This window comes from Mycobacterium sp. HUMS_12744610, assembly GCF_041206865.1.
GTDB classification, from domain to species: Bacteria; Actinomycetota; Actinomycetes; order Mycobacteriales; family Mycobacteriaceae; genus Mycobacterium; species Mycobacterium servetii.
This window is the reverse complement of sequence record NZ_JBGEDP010000002.1, coordinates 90711-108660: the sequence shown is the minus strand read 5'-3', so window position 1 is coordinate 108660 and position 17950 is coordinate 90711. Positions and strand designations below refer to the sequence as shown.

Below are 17950 nucleotides of genomic sequence, written 5' to 3'. Positions count from 1 at the left end.
TATCGTCTCATGACCGGCGTGGCTCCTGGTGCGGGTGTGACCTATGGGCTTGGATTCGGGGTAGAAGCCAACGATCTGAACCCAAGGTCACACCCGTATGCCAGAGCCACCCAACCGTGGGGTGGAGGGCACCTGCCAGCCCGCATATCGGCGCTACCATTTCCCGGTGACGTGACGGAATAAGACGGAATAAGGGGTCGCCGGTGAATAAACATGGTCATGCTACGCGGGCCGGGGAAGTTCGCCGCCAAGCCGGGGCGGTCGCCACCGCGGTCAAAACCGATAACGGGCTGTGCTGGCAGGTGCGCCGCGACCGTGATGGGCTGGTGCGGATCACCAAATATCTTGCCCAGACCGGCCATTGGCACCGGCCGTGACGCTGTTTTACCCCGATTGCAGCAACAACAACTGGTCGTCTGTCCAGGACGCGATTAGTTTCCTGGAACAGCTCGTGCCAGAAGGTTTTAGCGGGATGTGCCACAAAGTGTCCGAGGGCAACTATTACGAGGACCCGTACTGGCCGCCGGTGCGGCAATGGTGCCAGCAGCATAACCTGCCCGTCATCGGTTACCACTACGTGACGACCGACGACCCCGCTTCGCAGGTGCGAACCTGGCACGCCAACAACGGCGGAACGCGCGCGATGCTGGACTGGGAGGACAACGGCGGCGACCTGGCTAATCTCACCGCCGTGGTCGACGCGTTCAACGCCGCCGGGATCATCGTGCAGCTGGGCTACTACCCCCAGTGGTACTGGCGGCAGCAGGGCCGCGGCACCCTGTCCGGCCTGGCCGACGCCCTGGTGTCATCCGGGTACCCGGACGGCTCCGGCTACGCCTCAACCATCTACGCCGACTCTGGCGGCAATACCGGCGAAGGATGGGCACCCTACGGAGGTGTTACCCCCGCCGCGTGGCAATTCACCAACAGCGCAAACATCGCCGGACACACCGTCGACTGCAACGCCTACCAAGGAACCGACCTCCGAGTCCTGTTCGACACCACCCCGACCACCCGCACGCCGACACCCGACAGGGCAAAGCTATAGCGCCTGGCCGCCACACCCTCGGGTACAGGCCCCTGTCCCGAGCGCAAGGGGTAGATTCCCGACTTGCGACAAACCTGGTGCACGTTGACCCGGCCAGGGCGGCGTCGCTGTTGAAGCGACGTTACGAACCGGCGCGGCAGGAACTGCTGGCGGCCTGCGGGTTGGATCTTGCGGCGCCGGCAGTCCTGGAGATGCAGCGCGTCCTCGACACCTACATGGCCCGATCACGCGGCCAAACTTCGGGGGACGCTGTGCAGATGCGTCGCGACGCGACGTGAAGGCGTCGAAATTCGACGCCACTCCTAAGATGTTTGCTGAACGGTCGAGCGAATGCTTGCTTTCGTACTGCGACGTTGACGTTACGGTCCTGGTCAGCCAGTCGAGAGGATCTACTGTGGGCGTCTTTGCTGCACCGTGATGGTCGGCCGTCGAGCGGCACTCAGGAGAATGGTGATCAGAGGGTCTGCGAGCTTGTAGCAGTGGGAGGCGAGGCGGCCACAGGCGTCGTAGTGGTACCGATAGATTCGTCGCTGCTCGGGTTCGAGGTTGAGGTAGCGATCGCGGTGGCTGCCAGTCAGTCCGACTGGAACGCGGTCGGTGTCGGCGGCATAGGTTGCCGGAACCGTGGTGTCGCTCGTGGTCGTCGGCCTCAATCCTTGTTCGTGCCGTGTCGTTTCGGGCGTTTGAACGGTCGGACGTTCGCCGTGGCGTGGGCGTCGTCGAGCTGGTCTGGCGCGAGTGTGTCGCCGGCTTCGAATTCGTTAAACGTCATGATGAGCGCCTCCCACTGTGCCGTGTCGTCTTGGTATCTGCGCTCCAGTTCACGCCGGAGAGTTCCGGGCCCGAGCAAGCGCGTTTGAGCGAGGTCATCTGGCGACGGGGGGAGCGGTCGGCCGGCGACGGCCCAGATCATCCACTGGTCGCCCCATTTCCACGGCTTGGCGAAGAAGTCGATGACATCGTGTGGTGTGCTGAGTCGGTCGGCTTCGACCAAGACTGATGCCAGGGCGACGACGTCGTCATGGTGTGAGTACCAGGGTTCGACGTCGCTGAGGGCTGTTGTCGGGGCGGCAGAGTCCATGGTGGTGTCCTTCTTGTCGGTTTCAGGTGTGGATCGGCCTTTGCGCCAGCCGCGGCCGGGGCGGTTCTGGTGGTGTTGCCACACGAGTTCGGCGGGGTAGGTGTTCTCACCGCTGCGTCCTGGGCCTCGGCTGATGGGCTTAACGCCCCAGCGGCGCAAGGTATCCCGTGCCGCGCGGGAGTCTTTGACACCCAGGACCGTGGCGACCTCAGTGGCCGTCAGCAGGGATCGCATCAGGAACTCGTCAGCGGCGAGGGGCGTGAGACCGCGTTCAACAAGGGTCGCTCGCGCTGCTCCCCGGTCGAACGTCGTCGCTATTCCCATACGGCCACGATACGGCGTAATGCCGTAAGGTGGCAAGGGCGTTTCGACACCGGGGCAGATGGTTCGCGTAGGTGCCTGTCGCGTGGCGCGTCGCGCGGTCACATTAGGGGACTGTGTCGCCTCTTGAAGGGGACGGCCGACTCGTAAAGCATTGCAGTGCAACCCAAAAAGGGAGACTGGCTGTGTGCCGAACCGATAAGGAACCCGGTGGTCCCCGGCACTTGTCCGGGGGACCGCGCAGCGTACGGACGGGCGGCGTCGACGGTGGCCATGCTGGAGGCCGAAGAGGCCTCGGTACTGGCGGACCTCGACGAGCCAGAAAATGGTCACCGCGTCGACGGCAGCTCGGCGCCGCAAGCGTACCTGTCGTGCTGCCCTCAGACTGAGGGGAGTTGAGTCGCCGGCGGATCGTCGAGATCATCGCCAGCGTCGGACTGAATCTGCACGACTGGGACATCGACGCGATCACCAAGAGCGCGAACTCGTCGATTGCAGACTGACGAGGACGTTGCTGCCGCACGCGCGGAGCATGGCGAGTACGCGGCGGTCGACTTTCTTGAGTTGGTCGCCGAGAATCCGGCACACGACGCCTCGCCGAATTTGTTCAAGAACGGGTTTGGACTGCGGTACCTGGGCCCGACACGCTTCGACACCTGGTCGCCTGTGTGGCGGGCAGCCTCACCGCCGACGAAATGAGCCGGCTACGTCCTGTTGAGAACCAGTTAGCCGAGGCTGACGATCAACATCGTGGATACCGTGAATGTTGACCGTGCGCGGCGAATCGCCGAGGAGCTTCTCGCCGACACGTTGCCGCGCAGGTGGTCGCACACCATCGGAGTGGCGGCGGCCGCCGCGGACCTCGCTGAGATCCTCGCGCCGGAGAACACTGACACTATCGTCGCGGCAGCTTGGCTGCACGACATCGGCTACGCACCCCACCTGATCAACACTGATTTTCATCCACTCGACGGCGCGGCCTACCTGGCCACCAACACCGTTCCCGGCGGCGACATGCCAGTTGAAGTTATCCGCCTGGTCGCCCACCACACAGGTGCATTGTTCGAAGCGCGAGAACGCGGCCTCCACGACGTTCTGGTCAGCTATCCCGCGCCGGCCGACGCGATGCTGGCGATTCTCAGCTGCGCCGACTTGTGCACCGGCCCTGACGGAACGCCGGTGGATCCGGGAGCCAGGATCGCAGAAGTCCTTACCCGATACCCGGCCGGCCATCCGGTGCACCGAGCGATCAGCACATCGGGGCCCGGCCTGATCATGGAGGCGCGCGCCATCCTCGCCGCGGCTGCGACAGCCGGGGAAAGAACAACGCGAGGTGGGTCGGCGCGATGATCCTCAAGCCCCTGCCGCGGCCACGACGACTCCAGCCGTGCTTCGAGTCGGCGACTTCGACGTGGCACTTCACCCCGGCGCAGTTGTCATGGTTATTCCCGAGGACTACAAAGCGACGATCACGGTCGGCCCCAAGAGCGAACCGACTGATAATTCCGAGCAGTGAATGCATCAAACATGTTGGTGCGTAGTGCGGTTCGGCAGAAAGGTCGTCCGGCTGCGAGGATCGCGCGCCGAGTTGGTGACCAGAGCGGCTGGTCGGGCACGGCGTTGATCGTCGGAGCCGTCAGCTAGCCTTCGCCCATGTCGGCGGCTGAAGCCCGGGCACCGGCCATCGGGCCGGTGAATCTTCTTTTACGGGGTGGGGCGGGATTGTTGTTCGATGTATTGGCGTACCACCGAGATTGGCGCGCCGCCGACGGATCCGGCGAAGTAGGAGCCTGACCAGAGTTGGACCCCGTTCCAGTAGGCGAATCGGAGATCTTCGAACTCCTTGCGGAGCAGGCGGCTGGAGACACCTTTGAGGGAATTGACCAGCTTGGATACCGCGACTTTGGGTGGGAAGTTCACCAGTAGGTGCACGTGATCGGGTTCGCCGTTGAACTCGATCAGCTTGCACTCGAAGTCTTCGCACACCGTCGCCATGATCTCTTCCATCCGGGTCAGGTGGGTATTGGTGAACACCGGATGCCGATACTTGGTCACGAAGACCAAATGCACATGCATGAGAAAAACCACGTGTCGACCAGTGCGTAAGGACGTATTGATCGCCATAAACCAATGAATACTGTCGGTGGTGTGGTCGATACTGCAGCCATGACGGAGCTGGGGGTCGGTCTCCCGCCGCGTGGGAAGGCCAACACTGCGCGTCGGTACCGGCTGTACCCGACCAGCGAGCAGGCGGATCGTTTGGTGTCGTGGTCGCATACGTGTCGGGCGGTGTGGAACACTGCGCTTCTGCAGCGGCAGTGGGCTTATCGCGGCGCGCAGCGGGTCACGCTGCATGCGGCCGAGCAGTGCCGCGACCTCACCGAGTTGCGTGGTGCATATGACTGGGTGCGTGAGCTGCCGGCCCAGTGTGGGCAGCAAGTGCTCAGACAGCTCGATCAGGCGTACGCCAACTTCTGGAATCCGTTGCATCCGGCGGGGTATCCGCAGCCGAAACGCAAACGCGACCATACGATCACCGTGCCGTTCCCCGGCCAGGCGGTGAAGGTGCGGCGGGTATCGCGACGCATGGCGCAGGTATGGCTGCCGAAGCTGGGGTGGGTGCGGTTTCGACTGTCGCGGCCGCTGGGCGGAACGGTGCGCAACGCCACCGTGTCTCGTGACGGGCTGGGCTGGCACATCGCGTTCGGGGTGTATCAGCCCGAACCGCAACATCGTCCGGTCAACGACGGCGTCCCGGTCGGGGTGGATGTGGGGATCGCCTGCTCAGTCTTCATCTCTGACGAAAACTCCCCTCGGCAGCGGCCCGACACCCTGACGACGGGAGAGAAGAAGAGGCTGGCCGGACTGGAGCGCCGTAAGGCGCGTCAGATCACCTACGCCAAGAAACACAATGCAGGGAGGTACAGCAACAGGCTTCGCCGCACCATCACCGAGATTGCGGCGTTGAAGGCGCGCCAAGCACGCCGCCGATTGGATTGGAACCACAAGCTCACCACCGACCTCGCCAACAACCACGGCACCGTCGCGGTGGAAGACCTCAAGGTTGCCAGCATGTCCAAGTCTGTCAAAGGCACGGTCTCACAGCCGGGTCAGCGGGTCGCGCAGAAGCGCGGCCTGAACCGGTCCATAGCCGACCAGGGATGGTTCGAGATCCGCCGCCAGCTTGGGTACAAAACCACCCGGCACGGCGGACAGCTGGTCGCGGTGCCTGCCGCGGGCACGTCACAAACCTGTAGCCAGTGCGGCACCCGCGACCCCGAGTCACGCCAAGGATGTGGTCGGCTGTTCGCCTGTGTCCATTGCGGGCACACCGAGCACGCCGACCGCAACGCTGCCCTGACCATCCTGACCAAAGCATTCAGCACCGCCGGACAGGCGGGACTCACCACCAGCGGTCGTGGTGAGTCACAGAGCACGCGCAGTCCGAAAGGGCAAGGCACCCAACACGGTAGCCGGATGCGTGAACCAACGATCCCGGGAACCGCAGCATGATCCCGGAGGAATCTCCAGCGTTCACGCTGGAGAGGAAGTCAAAACGTCCGAGACTCCGAGTAGTAGTAGTAGTGCAGCAGCACGCCGCGCGCCTCAGCCAGGACGGCGGCGTGCAGCGCTGGGTACGGAAAGGCACTACATGGCGTTTTCGAGCACGACCCGTGGTGTGCGCGCGCCGGGAGCGCTGCGCCAGCTGGTGGTGACGTGGCAGCACCCGATCGAGCGGTCGATCTCCCCGGTGGGCCTACTCGGCTTCGACGGTGAGACATACAGCTTCTGCTACATCCGCAACGCCCTGACTGTGCCTGGATTCCGCCCGTTTCTTGGTTTCCCCGACCTTGACCGCTGGTACGAGTCGCCGGTGCTGTTCCCGCTGTTCGCGCAGCGTGCGATGGGTTCTCGTCGGCCCGACTTTGCCCGCTGGGTGACCCGCCTCGGGTTGGGTGCCGATGCTTCACCATGGGAGCAGATCACACGCTCTGGCGGCCATCGTCAGGGCGACACTATCCGGCTTTTCCCGGTCCCACGTATCGCCGCTGGCCGCCTGGAGTGCGGATTCCTGGTGCACGGGATGCGGCACGTCCTTGAGCGGCCCATAGTCGTCGGGGACACCGTCACCACGGCGTCTAGGGAAGAACTTGAGCGGACTCTGTCGGAGCTTCGTCCAGGCGACGAGCTTGGCCTTTGCGACGAACCGACGAACCGGGCCAACCCGCGGGCCATCCTGACGACCGCCTGCGGCGAAGTGCCCCTTGGATGGATACCGAACTTGCTCGTCGAGGAAGTCCGCCGGATCCCAGACCGGCGTCAGGCCACCGTGACGGTGCGCGCGGTCAACGGTCCCGACGCCGGCTGGCACCTGCGGCTCCTGGCGAAACTGTCCGCGAACGTGCCGCCTGGCTTCGACGTGTTTACCGATCCAATGTGGGAACCGCTGGCCAACCCACGGACGATGGGAATCTGATAGCGCTCAGCCCGCGCCCGAGTTCGGTATCGGGGAGGTCGACAGCGGTGGTCGGAAAAAGTTGTTCCGGGAATGTCGGGGCGCGCTGCTACCGTTGAATCCGTGACCATGATCCGCCGCGACTACTACGTGACCGCTGGGATGCGCAAAGCATCATCGGCGGCCTTGTCGTGCGCGGACCTCACCAATGAATTCGTCCCGTCGTGGACGGTCCAGGCCGACGCGCGCGGCGGCATCAGCCAGCCCAGTCGCTTCCGGTTATTCCGTCTTGAGCAGCCTTCCGCCCCATCCGTGGGCGTGCGCCCCGACCGGAAGCTAGGGCCAGAAGAACAATCTCATATATCTCTCACTATCGGTGTTTGCGCTGCTAGGAATGTCGCCTGACATTCCTATAGTTCAGTGCACCCAAACACCATGTGCGCCAACTAATTCCGGCGAAATAATCCCCTAGACAGCACCCGTTGACAGGTGCACCATGAGTAACCAGCAACGCACACCACGCCGGTGTGCAACGCGGACCAGCAGCGAATTGCGTTGCTGCGTCAGTCCCTTGAGAACTTCACAGTGGTGGCATCCGCGCTCGTGGCGGAATCATCTGGCAGACGCGCCCGGCTCAAAACCGGGTGCCCAACCGGGCATGCAGGTTCAAATCCTGCCGAGCGCACACGTTACCAATTGCCGTGCCCCGCTAGGCAAATTGGAAAAGCCGCCTGACTTAGGATCAGGTGCTTTGGGGGTTCGACTCCCTCGCGGGGCACCACGCGTCGCTAGCTCAGAAGCGCAGAGCAACTGGCTCTTAACCAGTGGGTCCAGGGTTCAAGTCCCTGGCGGCGCACCACCACGATGTACGCGCCGTAAGCATTGAAGCGTGATGCTCTGGCCTTTTAAGCCTGAGAGCAGGGTTCGAGTCCCTGGCGGCGCACCACAGGGTTCGAGTCCCTGGCGGCGCACCACACTATTTTCGCCAATGCCGTTGAGGTGTAACAGGAAATGCACATCAGTCTTCCACACTGACAGAGCGGGTTCGAGTCCCGTCAACGGCTCCACGCGGCTGTGGCCGAGCGGCAAGGCAGCGGTCTGCAAAGCCGTCCACGCGGGTTCGATTCCCGCCGGTCGCTCCAAAGGGGTGTAGCTCAATCGGTAGAGCGGCGGTCTCCAAAACCGCAGGTTGCAGGTTCGATCCCTGTCACCCCTGCCAGGCATCGCGACGGCGACGCCGAAATCCTGCACAAGCGAATCCGGAGTGCACGCCGGACCGCAAGCAAGTCGCCCACCAGAGGTGGGGTGGACAGGGCGCACGCGGGCACGCAGCGTCAGGCAGGGCAACGGGATGTAGCTCAACTTGGGAGAGCACCTGCTTTGGGTGCAGGCCGTTGCACGTTCAAATCGTGTCATCCCGACCAACATTTGCCCTTGTAGCTCAGTGGGAGAGCGCCTCGCTTACAACGAGGACGTCGGGAGTTCAATTCTCTCCAAGGGCACGCCATGAAACACACTGCGCGGTAGGACAGTTAGGCAGTCCGCTGGGCTCATAACCCAGAAGTCGGTGGTTCAAATCCACCCCGCGCAACCGAACAAGTCCGCAACAACGAACCTAGAAAGGAGGCACGCGGCATGAGGCAACTTCGTCAACGCACCACCCACCGCCGGCAGCCCGTGGCGGTGTACAACGCCGACTACCGCGTGCTAACCCACGTGAGCTGGCAGGAGGCCGTACGGCTGCTGCTGCGGGGATCGGTCTACGTGATCGAACGCCACAGCCCAGCCGTGCACATACACAGCCCATCGACCGTGATCGAGCTGCCCCTGTCGGTCGCCCTGCACCAGTACATCCACGTTCCGTACCGACGTGGCACCCGGGTCACCCGTGACGGCGTACTCACCCGCGACAGCTACACCTGCGCCTACTGCGGCGGACACGGAGACACTCTCGACCACGTCACCCCCGAGTCCCGCGGCGGCCAGAACACCTGGGACAACCTGGTCACCGCCTGCGCGCAGTGCAACGGCCGCAAAGGCAACCGCACCCCGGCCGAAGCCGGGATGCGGCTGCGCTGGGAACCGTACGAGCCACGCGAACGGGACCGCTACCGCGTTCCCGCGATGGCCTGAGCGGACCCGGTATCCACCATTGTGCCGGGGCGGACGAACTCCATCACCTCGTCCGCCCCGGCCCGCCCGACACATTCCCCGGTCGCCTAAACGGCAGGGCAGCGGCCTGTTAAGCCGCCGAGCAACGCTCATTCCTGGTTCGAGTCCAGGTCGGGGAGCCCACCTGCGCGCGGTGACGACGGCGTGTCACGACTGACTGTAAATCAGTTGCCTTTCGGCTCAGGGGGTTCAAATCCCTCCGCGCAGACCAGCCTTTTGCCCCGTGGTGTAACTCGGCAGCACAGCTGATTCTGGATCAGTCAGTCTAGGTTCAAATCCTGGCGGGGCAGCTCAACAACAATGCCTCGTAGGGTAATTCGGTAGCCCACCGGACTTTGGTTCCGGGCAGTGCAGGTTCGAGTCCTGCCGAGGCAGCAAGGGTCCGTTGGTGTAATTCGGCAGCACACCTGGTTCTCAACCAGACGGCGCGAGTTCAAATCTCGTACGGACTACCCAACGCCGTTGTAGCTCAACGTTGGCAGAGCGCCCGAGTGAAGTCCGGGAGGCTGCGAGTTCGATTCTCGCCGACGGCACCAACAACCCAAGCCCCGTTCCGATATGGGTTAGTCAGCCGCCCTTTCAAGGCGGCAGAGCCGGGTTCGAGTCCCGCACGGGGTACCCACGGTCCGGTAGCTCAGTCGGTGAGAGCGCCGCTCTGATACAGCGGAGGCCGGAGGATCAATACCTCCCCGGACCACCAAACACATTGGCCCTGTAGAGCAGTCGGAAGCTCGCCACCCTGTCACGGTGGAGGTCACGGGTTCAAACCCCGTCGGGGTCGCCATGGGGTGCTAGCTCATGATGGCAGAGCGCCTGCCTTGCAAGCAGGAGGTGCGAGGGTTCGAGACCCCGGCACTCCACCACGATTCGGGAAGTGTGGCAGAACGGTAATGCAGCGGCTTGCTAAGCCGTCGTCGCGGCCTCCGCGACTGAGGGTTCGATCCCCTCCACTTCCGCTGTGACGGTAGCTCAACTCTGGCAGAGCACCGGGTTGTGATCCCGGCGGGTGCGGGTTCAAATCCCGTCCGTCACCCCAACATTCCCAATCCCCTGTAGCTCAACGGACAGAGCATCGCCCTCCGACGGCGAAGGCTGGCGGTTCAAGTCCGCCTGGGGGCACACCGCCACGCCCACGTAGCTCAACGGACAGAGCATCGGTTTACGAAGCCGCAGGCTGCTGGTTCAAATCCAGCCGTGGGCACCGCACCGTCCCCGTAGCCCAACCCTTGGTAGAGGCGGCCGGCCTAAACCCGGCACCGGTGCGGGTTCGAATCCCGCCGGGGACACGGGACACCCACCCAGCCTGCGTAGCTCAACGGACAGAGCGCCGGTCTCCTACACCGGAACCGTGCGGGTTCAAATCCCGCCGTGGGCACTACCGAAAACAACAGGCGCCGGGAGCACGGACGGTCAGTGCAGCACTCTTATAAGGTGACGGTAGCGGGTTCAAATCCCGTCCGGCGCACCACAATTGCCTCTATGCCGGATTAGCTCAACAGGCAGAGCACCTGTCTAGTAAACAGGCTACGCGGGTTCGAGTCCTGCATCCGGCTCCACAGCCACCACTGTCAGGGAGGGCAGCGCCCAGGGCGGCAAAGCGGCGTCGAAACCCGTGCCGGGCATAACGACCCGATGGTTCAATTCCATTGTCCTCCGCCAACTGTTCACCGCCTCCGTAGCTCAAATGGACAGAGCGGCGAGCCTCTACCTCGCGCTGCTGCGGGTTCGAGTCCCGCCGGAGGCTCGGCTACCCGGGAACCACGCTCATGAATACATTGCGTTGCGGCCACGAGGGAATCAGTCGGTGCCCGCCAACTGCGCCACAACACCGCGGACGTCATCAGTGCCGCCGAAGCCGGTCAAGAATTCCACGTCACCCGATCGATGCGCCTAATAGTCAGCGCCTGGCGACTGAAAATCTTGCGCAGAATCGTGCCGACCGTGGGAAGGTTTCGCCAGCCGAACCCGCCCCCACCAGGCCCAGCACTGATCCGAGAAAGCAGCGGCCTGTTGGCGCGTAGTCGCTCGTAGTCCGACATGCTGACGATTACGGCGACGTCGGTGTTGTCGTCGGCGATGACCACTGCCACCCCGGTCGCGGCAACCTCGCCGACCACCGATCGAAGCGTCCAGCGCAGGTCACGCAGCTCGTGCCTGGTCATGAGGTTCGAGGTGCGTGAGAACGTGCGGCGACGATGGTCATTACTTGGTGTCCCCCCGGGGAATCATGTTTTGCCACACAGTATCGATGACCCGCGACAGCTGCGACTCGCTGGTAGCGGTGGTTTGCCGCTCGGCCTCGCGGGGTGGCGGCGGGTGGAGTCTCCGGTACCGCGCAGACCGGTCGCGCCGGTGGTGCTGATCAGCGCGGCGACGAGATGTCAGACCCGTGAGAGAGGATGTTAGCTATGGCACCCTTCACTTACTCGGCGCCGGTTCGGAGGCTGGGGGCGATCGCCGGCGCGGTCATGATGCTCGCCGTGATCGTCCATGTGATGGCGACCGGCGTCTCGATTCTGGCGGGCATGATTGGCCCGGGCATCTGGGGATATCTCGGTGCCGTGGGCTGGCTTGGCCTGGCTGGTCCACTTCCCATTCTGCTGCTGGGCAGCCGCGGTGCCGGGCGGGTCATGATGGTCGGAGCCTTGACGATCGCGGTTGCGGGTATGGGAAGCGAGCAGCAATGGCCGGGGTGGGCTGTGGCGGTGTGGCTGGCCGCTGTGCCCGGTGGATACCTGGCGGCGCGCGCCATCCTGTCGATGCCGGCTCGGCTGACTCACCGGCGCGCTGCACAACTGCTCCGCAACGAATGCAGAACCGGGGCTGACGCCGCATCGTGGAGCCTCAGTGATTGGGAGCGGGCTTACACCCGTCTCGGAACCTCGATCGCGCTCAACGAAGCCGCCTGGTGTCGAATGCTGCAAACGCGCCTTCCCTCCAGGGTTCAGGCTGGCGAGACGCATGGGTGATCACGAGCCGAAGCGTGGTCAGGAATTCACCCACTTAAGTTATCGGCGGCAGCTCCCCGACGGCACGCATGCCCTTGCGGTGATGAGGGTGACTGCGGTCCGGCGTGGCGAGGTGTTCTACACCTACACCGATAGTCCAACCAACAAGGGCGATTGGCGGATGCCGATCGAGAATTGGATCAAGCGGTACGGAACTGCCGTCAACCCTTCCGAATAGGTTCGCTCAGCAGCTGTCGGAGGGCATCCTTCGCCGGGCATGAGTTGCCGCCAGAGTCTGGTCCTCTTGAAGATCGCAGTCGTGCTGGTTGATGCTCACTACGTACGAAAGGCCGAGATCAAATGATCGTGACGGCCCTTGGACACCAGCGCTTGGCGGCGCGGACAGGCTGGAGCATGACCGGCATCGAACGAGGGAGTTTCAGAAGCATGGCACAGGATCTGAACGGCACCGGCATCGGTGGAGCCCTGTTTGAGGCGCTGATCCATGAGTGGTACAGCGAGCATGGCGAGTTCGATGATCTGACAATCGATAGCGCCGAAGATCTGCGTGACTACATCGACCGCGCAGTCGTGCACTCCGCGCTAGCCGGAGATGCCGTGTTTGCAGTTCAACTCGGTTGGGCGACGGGAGTATTCGTGCCTTGTCGAAGTCGTTCGCGTCACGCGGTGAGGCAGGACAGGAGTTGGCGGTCCTGCTGGGCGACGATTACTACCGCGACCAACGGCCGTTCGTCGCTACGAGCTGGAAGCCGCAGTGGTTCCCAACCGGATGCGACGACGTCGCTCAGACGCCCGCACTTGCTGCGCTGAAGGGGAATCCATGAGCGGAGACGCTTCGGCGGTCGCCGATCCGGTCGGGGGGATAGGTGCGCAGGTCGATGCGGACCTGGAGCGCGCCGTCGATTCCATCGGCGCTGGGCGGCTCCTGTTCAGCATCGCTGACGCACTCGCCAAGGCCATGAAGCACCCCGACTCTGCCGCTCGGGCCTATGGGATCCTGCTCGCCCGGTTGGAGGGCCAGTCGTTGGATCAGATCGCGCGCCGCGAGGGAATCTCGCGTGAACGTATCCGGCAGGTGGTACGCGACATTCGTCGGATCGTTGTCGCACGACCTGGCCTGTTTGTCGGCTTCGACGCCCTGGAACAAGCTGTCCGAAACGAAATCCGTGACGACGCAGAGCGTTTCCAGTCCTGGCTTGAGCGCAGGGGCTCTGGGTGAAACGCGAAAGCCGCCCAGATGGGCAACGACGCTGCACGCCGTGGACTGTTTTCGCCGAGCCCTCGGGGGCGGGGAGATCCCAGGAATAGCTCTACGGTAGAAGGAGATTCGAGACAGATGAGCGGAACGGTCAGTCTGACGACGACGGATCAGCAGATGAGGTTGACCGGGCGGTGGGTCGACTGCACCATCAGCCGATGCCCTGAATCCGAACTGGGGGAGCTGGCGTCCGAAATCGGCCACCTGATCGACGTGCTCAGCTCGCTTGTCGAACGCCGGCAGTAGGCCGGGCGACAGGCGCGCGAGTTGGGATGTCCTCAGTGCGATGGTTGAGCCCTCTGCGCTATCCCGGCGGGAAAGGGCGCATGGCCAGCGCGCTGGCCGAGGTCTTTCAGGGCCAGTTCGGTCTGCTCGATGTCGAGGTGTGGGTCGAGCCGTTCGCCGGCGGTGCGGGAGCGGGGCTGCATCTGCTCGAACGCGGAGTCGTCGACGAGGTTTGGCTCACGGAGAAGAACCGGGCACTGGCGGCGTTCTGGCGGACCGTCGTGGGCGACGGTGGCGAACTGGCCGCACGGGTCCGGGCCTGTCAGCCGGATGTGTCCACGTGGCATGCTGCGCGGGATGTGCTGGCCGCGGCAGAGGGCGGCGCCGCCGTTGACGATCCGGATCTTGCCTTCGCGGCGCTGATCGTGAACCGGTGCTCACGCTCGGGCATGGTGAATCCGCGCGTCGGCCCGATAGGCGGCAAGGATCAGAACGGCCGCTGGCACCTTCGATCCCGTTGGAACTCCGAGGGATTGGCTGATCGCATCGACGTGATTGGCCGCCTCAGTCCCCGCATACGTGTCTCTGAAGGGGACGGCATCGAACGCATCGCCGAGCTGAATGGATCGGTTGGGATTGAGGAGGAGATCCTGCTGTTCGTCGACCCCCCCTACCTGGTGCAGGGCAACCGGTTGTATGCCGATGGCATGTCGCTCGACGATCACAAGAACCTCGCCTACGCGCTCACCGGCTGTGCTGCGCGTTGGTTGCTTACATACGACAGCGACGAGCGCATCCTCGGCCTGTATCCAGGTCACCGCGTCCTGGCCTACGAGATTGCGTACACGGCGCAGCGGCGGCGCGTTGACGAGGAGTTCGCGGTCCTATCGGACAATCTGGAGGTCCGCGACGATCAGAATCTGCTCGCCGCCGGCGCCTGTCGCTGGGTCCAGCATGGGCCGGCTTGCGGGGTCTGAGCGGACGCTGTGGGCTTGTCGAGCAAGCCTCCTGTGCGGAACGGCGCGACGCGGGCGAGAAACTCCTCACGTCGGGCTGCGCCTTGCGGCGTCTCCTCGCGGAGCTCTTCGAGGTCGCCGCGGGAGAGGATGACGGTGTCGTGGCTGTCGCAGATGGCTTCGTAAAGGCCTGTGGCCTCGGTGTCGAGGACATCGCGATCGTGGTCGGCGTGGAAGATGTCCCTGGACGCGTCGTCCATGAGCGCGAGGATCGTTGCGGTGAGCCGGGTAGCTGAGCTGCCGTCCGTTCGGTAAATGGCACCGTCGGCGGACGGGACGGGGAAGGTGTTTCCCGCGCTGTCGCGAAAGAACGGCCTGCGGTCCTCGATGGCCAGCTCCTCGATGCGTCCCCGCGCCGGCATGCCGGTGCCCAGCGTGGCGTAGGTGGTGCCGTCGGCGGCGCTGATCGCCCACACCGTCGGATTGAGCGGATCGCGCCACCACTGGTATGGCTGCTGATCCATGGTGTGGGTGACCCAGTGATAGCCGATCTCGTTCGAGTACGCGGGTTCGACGGCGGTGAGGCGGTGGCACCATTCGTGCGCCAGGCGTGAGCAGTGATCGCGGTCAATGGTGAGTAGCTCGTGGGTGATGGCTGGATGCACAACCTCGAAGCCGCGGGCGGTGTCGACGGCGCGGACCGCGAGGTCTTTATCGTCGACGCGGTGGCGGAGGGCGTCGCGGATGACATCGGGTGACACCGGCGCGGGCGGCCGCGGACTGAGGACAGCAGCCGCGGCGTGCTGCAGCCCGGGGCGGTCCGGGATCTGGTCTTGGCCGGAGGGCCAAATGCCGAACGCGGCCGCCAGGGCGCGGTCGGTGGCGTCGGCGATCTCGGCGAGCGCACGATCGGCTGGGGAGCCGTCGCGGGGGCGGCAGCGTTCGAAGTGGTCGGCGGTGAAGTCGGCCGCGCGAGGCCGGATCTGGGCGATCGGCGTACCAGGGCGCCAGCGGTTCATGGCGTCGACGTCGGTCAGCCCGTAGGACCACCATGGCAGGTCGACCTGCAGGAGGGCGGTGAGGTCGAGCCAGCCGATTTCCCATGGATACCAGTCGGTGCCGGCGTGGTCGGCGACGACGATCCGTGGCTGGCTGGGAGGGTGCAGGTTGGCGGCGCTTTTCGCCAGAGTGACTGCGGACAGGTGGGGGCGCAGCGACAGCAGATGGACGACCGCGACGTCGTCGATGCGCTGGAAGTCCTTGGCATAGGCGACACCGACCCGGCCGCGGCGATCGCCAGGTTCCCACGTGTGCAGGACATAGGTGAGGCCCCGGGTCTCGATGACCTCACTCTCAATGAATTCGGCCGGAGGAATGTCATCGGCAAGTGGGCACAGGCGTGGAATGCGGTGACGCAGATGCGGTTTGGTCGCCCAGACGTGGCGGTAGATCGCTGCGGGTGTCCAGAAATTGCGGTTGCCGCGCTGCTCGGCCGGCTCGGGGAAACCGGAGTGATCGGTGAGGTAGCGGCGCACCGAGGCGGGTTGGATGTCGAGGAGCTCGGCGACGCGGTCGATGCCGAGTGCCGGCTGAAACCACGCGGAGCCCTGCTGCCACAAATTCATAAATCCATAGTAACCATAGAATCCATAGTTAGTGTAGACAGCGCGGGCGGGCACGAAACGCAGTGTTGGCTATCGAACAGGTGTTCTATGGCTATGGCGTGACGTCGTTCAGCGTTCTGCAGATCGAACCGGCCGTGCACCCGTGCGTGGTGGCCGTGGCGGCCACACGGGTCTCGGCGGGGTGGCCGTCACCAGCCGACGACTACATCGACGGTCACATCGACCTGTCGCAGCATCTGATCCCGCGGCCGTCGTCGACATTCCTGATTCGTGTCTCGGGCTGGTCGATGCGCGATGCCGGCATCGCCGACGGCGACGAACTCATCGTGGACCGAGCCATCGAGGCCCGCCACGGCCAGATCGTGGTCGCCGTCGTCGACGACGAATTTGTGGTCAAGACACTGCGCCTTCGGCCACCCCCGCCGCGGCTGGTCGCCGCACACCCCGACTTCCCCGACATCGTGCTCCCGGGCCGCGATGTCCAGATATGGGGCACGGTGACCTACGTCCTGCACCATGCGCCCTGATCCCACCTCACAGATGACGGTGCCGGCCGGACATGCCGTGGCGCTGGTCGACGTCCAGTGCATGTATGTCTCGTGTGAGAGGGTGTTCGATCCACGGCTACGAGGCCGCCCGGCGGTCGTGCTGTCGAACAACGACGGATGCGTGGTCGCGAGGTCGCCGGAAGCGAAAAGCCTTGGCATACCAATGGGCAAACCGTGGTTTGAGGTTCGTGACGATCTCGCTCTGCTGGACGTGATCGCCAGGTCGTCGAACTACGAGCTCTACGGCGACATGTCGGCACGGTTGATCGCGGTGCTGCGCGAGCTGGCGGCCGCAGTGCACCCGTACTCGATCGACGAGGCGTTCGTACTTCTGCCGGCCGACCGGGCGTTACGCGATGCCGCCGTCATCCAGGACACGGTGCTGCGCTGGCTGGGCCTGCCGGTGACGATCGGGATCGGCCCCACCAAGACGTTGGCCAAGATTGGCTCTCACCACGCCAAGCTGGACCCCTCGGGGATCTGTGACGTCAGCGGGCTGGCGCCGGCTGAGCGCACCGAGCTTCTTGAGTGCACCGCCGCCGGCGACGTGTGGGGGATAGGTGCCCGACTGTCCGCCCGGCTGGCAGCCCTGGGGATCCCACTCTGCCGCCGACGTGGTAGGTATGGATCCGGCGTGGGCCCGTCGGCTCTTCACCGTCACCGGTGAACGCACCGTGCGCGAACCGGCGGGCCTGCCGTGCATCGCGTTCTGCGATCACCCGGAAAGCCACCACCAGCTCATCTACTCCCGGCTGTTCGGGACACCGATCGACGATCCGGCAACCATGCGAGAAGCGCTGACCGACTACGCCGCGACCCTGGCGCGACGGCTACGGCGCAAAGGCCTACACGCCACCGTGCTCACCATCAGTGCCTCCACCAGCGGCTACGCACGGAGCCCCGCGCATCACCCCTACGTCAGTGCCGGATTTCTCGCGCCGACAGATGCAACCGAACACTTGATCGCAGCCGCTCACCGGCTGCTGCCCAAGCTGCGCCCCGGCGTGCGCTACGTGCGGGCCACCCTCATGCTGACCGGTCTCACCGACGCCGGCGCCACACCCGGGCTACACGGCGACAAGGCACCCTCGGCATCGGACGTGGTCGACGCGATCCAGAACCGTTTCGGGCGAGCCTCGATCGGCTACGGCCGCTCGGGACTCAAACGAGCACCCTCGTGGACGATGCACCGGCGAATGCTGTCCCCCCGCTACACCACCTGTTGGGCCCAGCTCCCCACCGCCCGGTAGCCGGCCCCTGGCGGGCCGACCCCGAGTGGCCCAAACATGCA

General features: G+C 64.5%; 21 protein-coding genes and 29 tRNA genes. 46 read left to right on the top strand and 4 right to left on the bottom strand.

What is annotated here, in order from left to right; genetic code table 11:
* Positions 1-203: 203 nt before the first annotated feature.
* From AB8998_RS29980 to AB8998_RS29970, 3 genes are all read left to right on the top strand, one after another.
* Positions 204-377 carry a hypothetical protein gene (locus AB8998_RS29980; RefSeq protein WP_369741947.1) on the top strand — a complete coding sequence of 58 codons (174 nt, stop codon included), beginning with the start codon at positions 204-206 and terminating at the stop codon, positions 375-377.
* On the top strand, positions 374-1048 hold the full coding sequence (locus tag AB8998_RS29975; protein ID WP_369742070.1) for a GH25 family lysozyme: 675 nt from the start codon (positions 374-376) through the stop codon (positions 1046-1048). The genes AB8998_RS29980 and AB8998_RS29975 overlap by 4 nt, the downstream gene beginning before the upstream one ends.
* Before the next feature lie 77 nt (positions 1049-1125).
* On the top strand, positions 1126-1326 hold the full coding sequence (locus tag AB8998_RS29970) for a hypothetical protein (protein ID WP_369741946.1): 201 nt from the start codon (positions 1126-1128) through the stop codon (positions 1324-1326).
* 371 nt (positions 1327-1697) lie between these two features.
* Here AB8998_RS29970 and AB8998_RS29965 read toward each other — a convergent pair whose 3' ends face one another.
* A complete protein-coding gene (locus tag AB8998_RS29965; protein ID WP_369741945.1) occupies positions 1698-2453 on the bottom strand; it encodes a hypothetical protein in 756 nt (251 codons plus the stop codon).
* A 747-nt stretch (positions 2454-3200) separates the two neighbouring features.
* Between AB8998_RS29965 and AB8998_RS29960 the strand changes: the two genes are divergently transcribed.
* Positions 3201-3800 carry an HD domain-containing protein gene (locus tag AB8998_RS29960; RefSeq protein ID WP_369741944.1) on the top strand — a complete coding sequence of 200 codons (600 nt, stop codon included), beginning with the start codon at positions 3201-3203 and terminating at the stop codon, positions 3798-3800.
* A 354-nt stretch (positions 3801-4154) separates the two neighbouring features.
* Here AB8998_RS29960 and tnpA read toward each other — a convergent pair whose 3' ends face one another.
* Positions 4155-4574 carry an IS200/IS605 family transposase gene (gene tnpA, locus AB8998_RS29955; protein WP_369741943.1) on the bottom strand — a complete coding sequence of 140 codons (420 nt, stop codon included), beginning with the start codon at positions 4572-4574 and terminating at the stop codon, positions 4155-4157.
* A 24-nt stretch (positions 4575-4598) separates the two neighbouring features.
* Between tnpA and AB8998_RS29950 the strand changes: the two genes are divergently transcribed.
* From AB8998_RS29950 to AB8998_RS29790, 33 genes are all read left to right on the top strand, one after another.
* On the top strand, positions 4599-5963 hold the full coding sequence (locus AB8998_RS29950; protein ID WP_369741942.1) for an RNA-guided endonuclease InsQ/TnpB family protein: 1365 nt from the start codon (positions 4599-4601) through the stop codon (positions 5961-5963).
* Between the two features lie 196 nt (positions 5964-6159).
* On the top strand, positions 6160-6927 hold the full coding sequence (locus tag AB8998_RS29945; protein WP_369741941.1) for a hypothetical protein: 768 nt from the start codon (positions 6160-6162) through the stop codon (positions 6925-6927).
* Between the two features lie 102 nt (positions 6928-7029).
* Positions 7030-7311 carry a hypothetical protein gene (locus AB8998_RS29940; RefSeq protein WP_369741940.1) on the top strand — a complete coding sequence of 94 codons (282 nt, stop codon included), beginning with the start codon at positions 7030-7032 and terminating at the stop codon, positions 7309-7311.
* Positions 7312-7503: 192 nt separating this feature from the next.
* A tRNA-Leu gene (locus AB8998_RS29935) sits at positions 7504-7591 on the top strand.
* Between the two features lie 18 nt (positions 7592-7609).
* A tRNA-Leu gene (locus AB8998_RS29930) sits at positions 7610-7687 on the top strand.
* A 1-nt stretch (position 7688) separates the two neighbouring features.
* A tRNA-Lys gene (locus AB8998_RS29925) sits at positions 7689-7765 on the top strand.
* Between the two features lie 11 nt (positions 7766-7776).
* Positions 7777-7852: transfer RNA gene (locus AB8998_RS29920), tRNA-Lys, on the top strand.
* A gap of 44 nt (positions 7853-7896) precedes the next feature.
* Positions 7897-7973, top strand: a tRNA-Gly gene (locus AB8998_RS29915).
* 1 nt (position 7974) lies between these two features.
* A tRNA-Cys gene (locus AB8998_RS29910) sits at positions 7975-8048 on the top strand.
* A gap of 1 nt (position 8049) precedes the next feature.
* Positions 8050-8125: transfer RNA gene (locus tag AB8998_RS29905), tRNA-Trp, on the top strand.
* Between the two features lie 128 nt (positions 8126-8253).
* Positions 8254-8330 (top strand) — tRNA-Pro (locus AB8998_RS29900).
* 6 nt (positions 8331-8336) lie between these two features.
* Positions 8337-8408 (top strand) — tRNA-Val (locus tag AB8998_RS29895).
* A 15-nt stretch (positions 8409-8423) separates the two neighbouring features.
* Positions 8424-8497 (top strand) — tRNA-Met (locus AB8998_RS29890).
* A 44-nt stretch (positions 8498-8541) separates the two neighbouring features.
* Entirely contained in the window at positions 8542-9039 is a 498-nt protein-coding gene (locus AB8998_RS29885; RefSeq protein ID WP_369741939.1) for an HNH endonuclease, read from the top strand.
* Positions 9040-9114: 75 nt separating this feature from the next.
* Positions 9115-9197: transfer RNA gene (locus AB8998_RS29880), tRNA-Asn, on the top strand.
* A gap of 5 nt (positions 9198-9202) precedes the next feature.
* A tRNA-Tyr gene (locus AB8998_RS29875) sits at positions 9203-9289 on the top strand.
* Positions 9290-9295: 6 nt separating this feature from the next.
* Positions 9296-9368 (top strand) — tRNA-Gln (locus tag AB8998_RS29870).
* 11 nt (positions 9369-9379) lie between these two features.
* Positions 9380-9453 (top strand) — tRNA-Gln (locus AB8998_RS29865).
* Positions 9454-9457: 4 nt separating this feature from the next.
* Positions 9458-9530: transfer RNA gene (locus AB8998_RS29860), tRNA-Glu, on the top strand.
* Between the two features lie 6 nt (positions 9531-9536).
* Positions 9537-9614 (top strand) — tRNA-Phe (locus AB8998_RS29855).
* A gap of 9 nt (positions 9615-9623) precedes the next feature.
* Positions 9624-9696, top strand: a tRNA-Glu gene (locus AB8998_RS29850).
* Between the two features lie 5 nt (positions 9697-9701).
* Positions 9702-9778, top strand: a tRNA-Ile gene (locus AB8998_RS29845).
* Between the two features lie 8 nt (positions 9779-9786).
* Positions 9787-9862, top strand: a tRNA-Asp gene (locus AB8998_RS29840).
* 1 nt (position 9863) lies between these two features.
* A tRNA-Ala gene (locus AB8998_RS29835) sits at positions 9864-9941 on the top strand.
* Positions 9942-9948: 7 nt separating this feature from the next.
* Positions 9949-10034 (top strand) — tRNA-Ser (locus tag AB8998_RS29830).
* 2 nt (positions 10035-10036) lie between these two features.
* A tRNA-His gene (locus tag AB8998_RS29825) sits at positions 10037-10114 on the top strand.
* A gap of 11 nt (positions 10115-10125) precedes the next feature.
* Positions 10126-10197 (top strand) — tRNA-Arg (locus tag AB8998_RS29820).
* A 9-nt stretch (positions 10198-10206) separates the two neighbouring features.
* Positions 10207-10279, top strand: a tRNA-Arg gene (locus AB8998_RS29815).
* 7 nt (positions 10280-10286) lie between these two features.
* Positions 10287-10364, top strand: a tRNA-Leu gene (locus AB8998_RS29810).
* 15 nt (positions 10365-10379) lie between these two features.
* Positions 10380-10453, top strand: a tRNA-Arg gene (locus AB8998_RS29805).
* Between the two features lie 16 nt (positions 10454-10469).
* Positions 10470-10546 (top strand) — tRNA-Ile (locus tag AB8998_RS29800).
* A 13-nt stretch (positions 10547-10559) separates the two neighbouring features.
* Positions 10560-10634 (top strand) — tRNA-Thr (locus tag AB8998_RS29795).
* A 113-nt stretch (positions 10635-10747) separates the two neighbouring features.
* Positions 10748-10822 (top strand) — tRNA-Arg (locus AB8998_RS29790).
* 115 nt (positions 10823-10937) lie between these two features.
* On the opposite strand, the gene AB8998_RS29785 is transcribed toward AB8998_RS29790, so the two are convergent.
* Positions 10938-11240, bottom strand: a complete 303-nt coding sequence (locus AB8998_RS29785) for a type II toxin-antitoxin system prevent-host-death family antitoxin (RefSeq protein ID WP_369741938.1) — start codon at positions 11238-11240, stop codon at positions 10938-10940.
* Positions 11241-11486: 246 nt separating this feature from the next.
* Between AB8998_RS29785 and AB8998_RS29780 the strand changes: the two genes are divergently transcribed.
* From AB8998_RS29780 to AB8998_RS29755, 6 genes are all read left to right on the top strand, one after another.
* On the top strand, positions 11487-12047 hold the full coding sequence (locus AB8998_RS29780; RefSeq protein ID WP_369741937.1) for a hypothetical protein: 561 nt from the start codon (positions 11487-11489) through the stop codon (positions 12045-12047).
* Complete coding sequence (locus AB8998_RS29775; protein ID WP_369741936.1) at positions 12040-12264, top strand: hypothetical protein; 225 nt, start codon at positions 12040-12042, stop codon at positions 12262-12264. Before AB8998_RS29780 ends, AB8998_RS29775 begins: the two co-directional genes overlap by 8 nt.
* Before the next feature lie 176 nt (positions 12265-12440).
* On the top strand, positions 12441-12857 hold the full coding sequence (locus AB8998_RS29770) for a hypothetical protein (RefSeq protein WP_369741935.1): 417 nt from the start codon (positions 12441-12443) through the stop codon (positions 12855-12857).
* A gap of 10 nt (positions 12858-12867) precedes the next feature.
* Positions 12868-13266, top strand: a complete 399-nt coding sequence (locus tag AB8998_RS29765) for an RNA polymerase sigma factor sigma-70 region 4 domain-containing protein (RefSeq protein WP_369633143.1) — start codon at positions 12868-12870, stop codon at positions 13264-13266.
* A 117-nt stretch (positions 13267-13383) separates the two neighbouring features.
* The gene (locus AB8998_RS29760) at positions 13384-13551 is read left to right on the top strand and encodes a hypothetical protein (protein ID WP_342928282.1); all 168 of its coding nucleotides are present in this window, start codon (positions 13384-13386) and stop codon (positions 13549-13551) included.
* 80 nt (positions 13552-13631) lie between these two features.
* Complete coding sequence (locus AB8998_RS29755) at positions 13632-14507, top strand: DNA adenine methylase (RefSeq protein WP_369741934.1); 876 nt, start codon at positions 13632-13634, stop codon at positions 14505-14507.
* Here the strand turns inward: AB8998_RS29755 and AB8998_RS29750 are convergent.
* Positions 14444-16111: a hypothetical protein gene (locus AB8998_RS29750; protein WP_369741933.1), complete on the bottom strand. Its 1668-nt coding sequence runs from the start codon at positions 16109-16111 to the stop codon at positions 14444-14446. The two genes, AB8998_RS29755 and AB8998_RS29750, sit on opposite strands and share 64 nt — an antisense overlap.
* A gap of 62 nt (positions 16112-16173) precedes the next feature.
* On the opposite strand from AB8998_RS29750, the gene AB8998_RS29745 reads away from it, so the two are divergent.
* The 3 genes from AB8998_RS29745 to AB8998_RS29735 are packed head-to-tail and all read left to right on the top strand — an operon-like array spanning position 16174 to position 17909.
* Positions 16174-16638 carry a LexA family protein gene (locus AB8998_RS29745; RefSeq protein WP_369741932.1) on the top strand — a complete coding sequence of 155 codons (465 nt, stop codon included), beginning with the start codon at positions 16174-16176 and terminating at the stop codon, positions 16636-16638.
* Positions 16628-17326, top strand: a complete 699-nt coding sequence (locus tag AB8998_RS29740) for a Y-family DNA polymerase (protein WP_369741931.1) — start codon at positions 16628-16630, stop codon at positions 17324-17326. The genes AB8998_RS29745 and AB8998_RS29740 overlap by 11 nt, the downstream gene beginning before the upstream one ends.
* A complete protein-coding gene (locus tag AB8998_RS29735; protein WP_369741930.1) occupies positions 17283-17909 on the top strand; it encodes a DUF4113 domain-containing protein in 627 nt (208 codons plus the stop codon). Before AB8998_RS29740 ends, AB8998_RS29735 begins: the two co-directional genes overlap by 44 nt.
* The last annotated feature ends 41 nt before the right edge of the window (positions 17910-17950 follow it).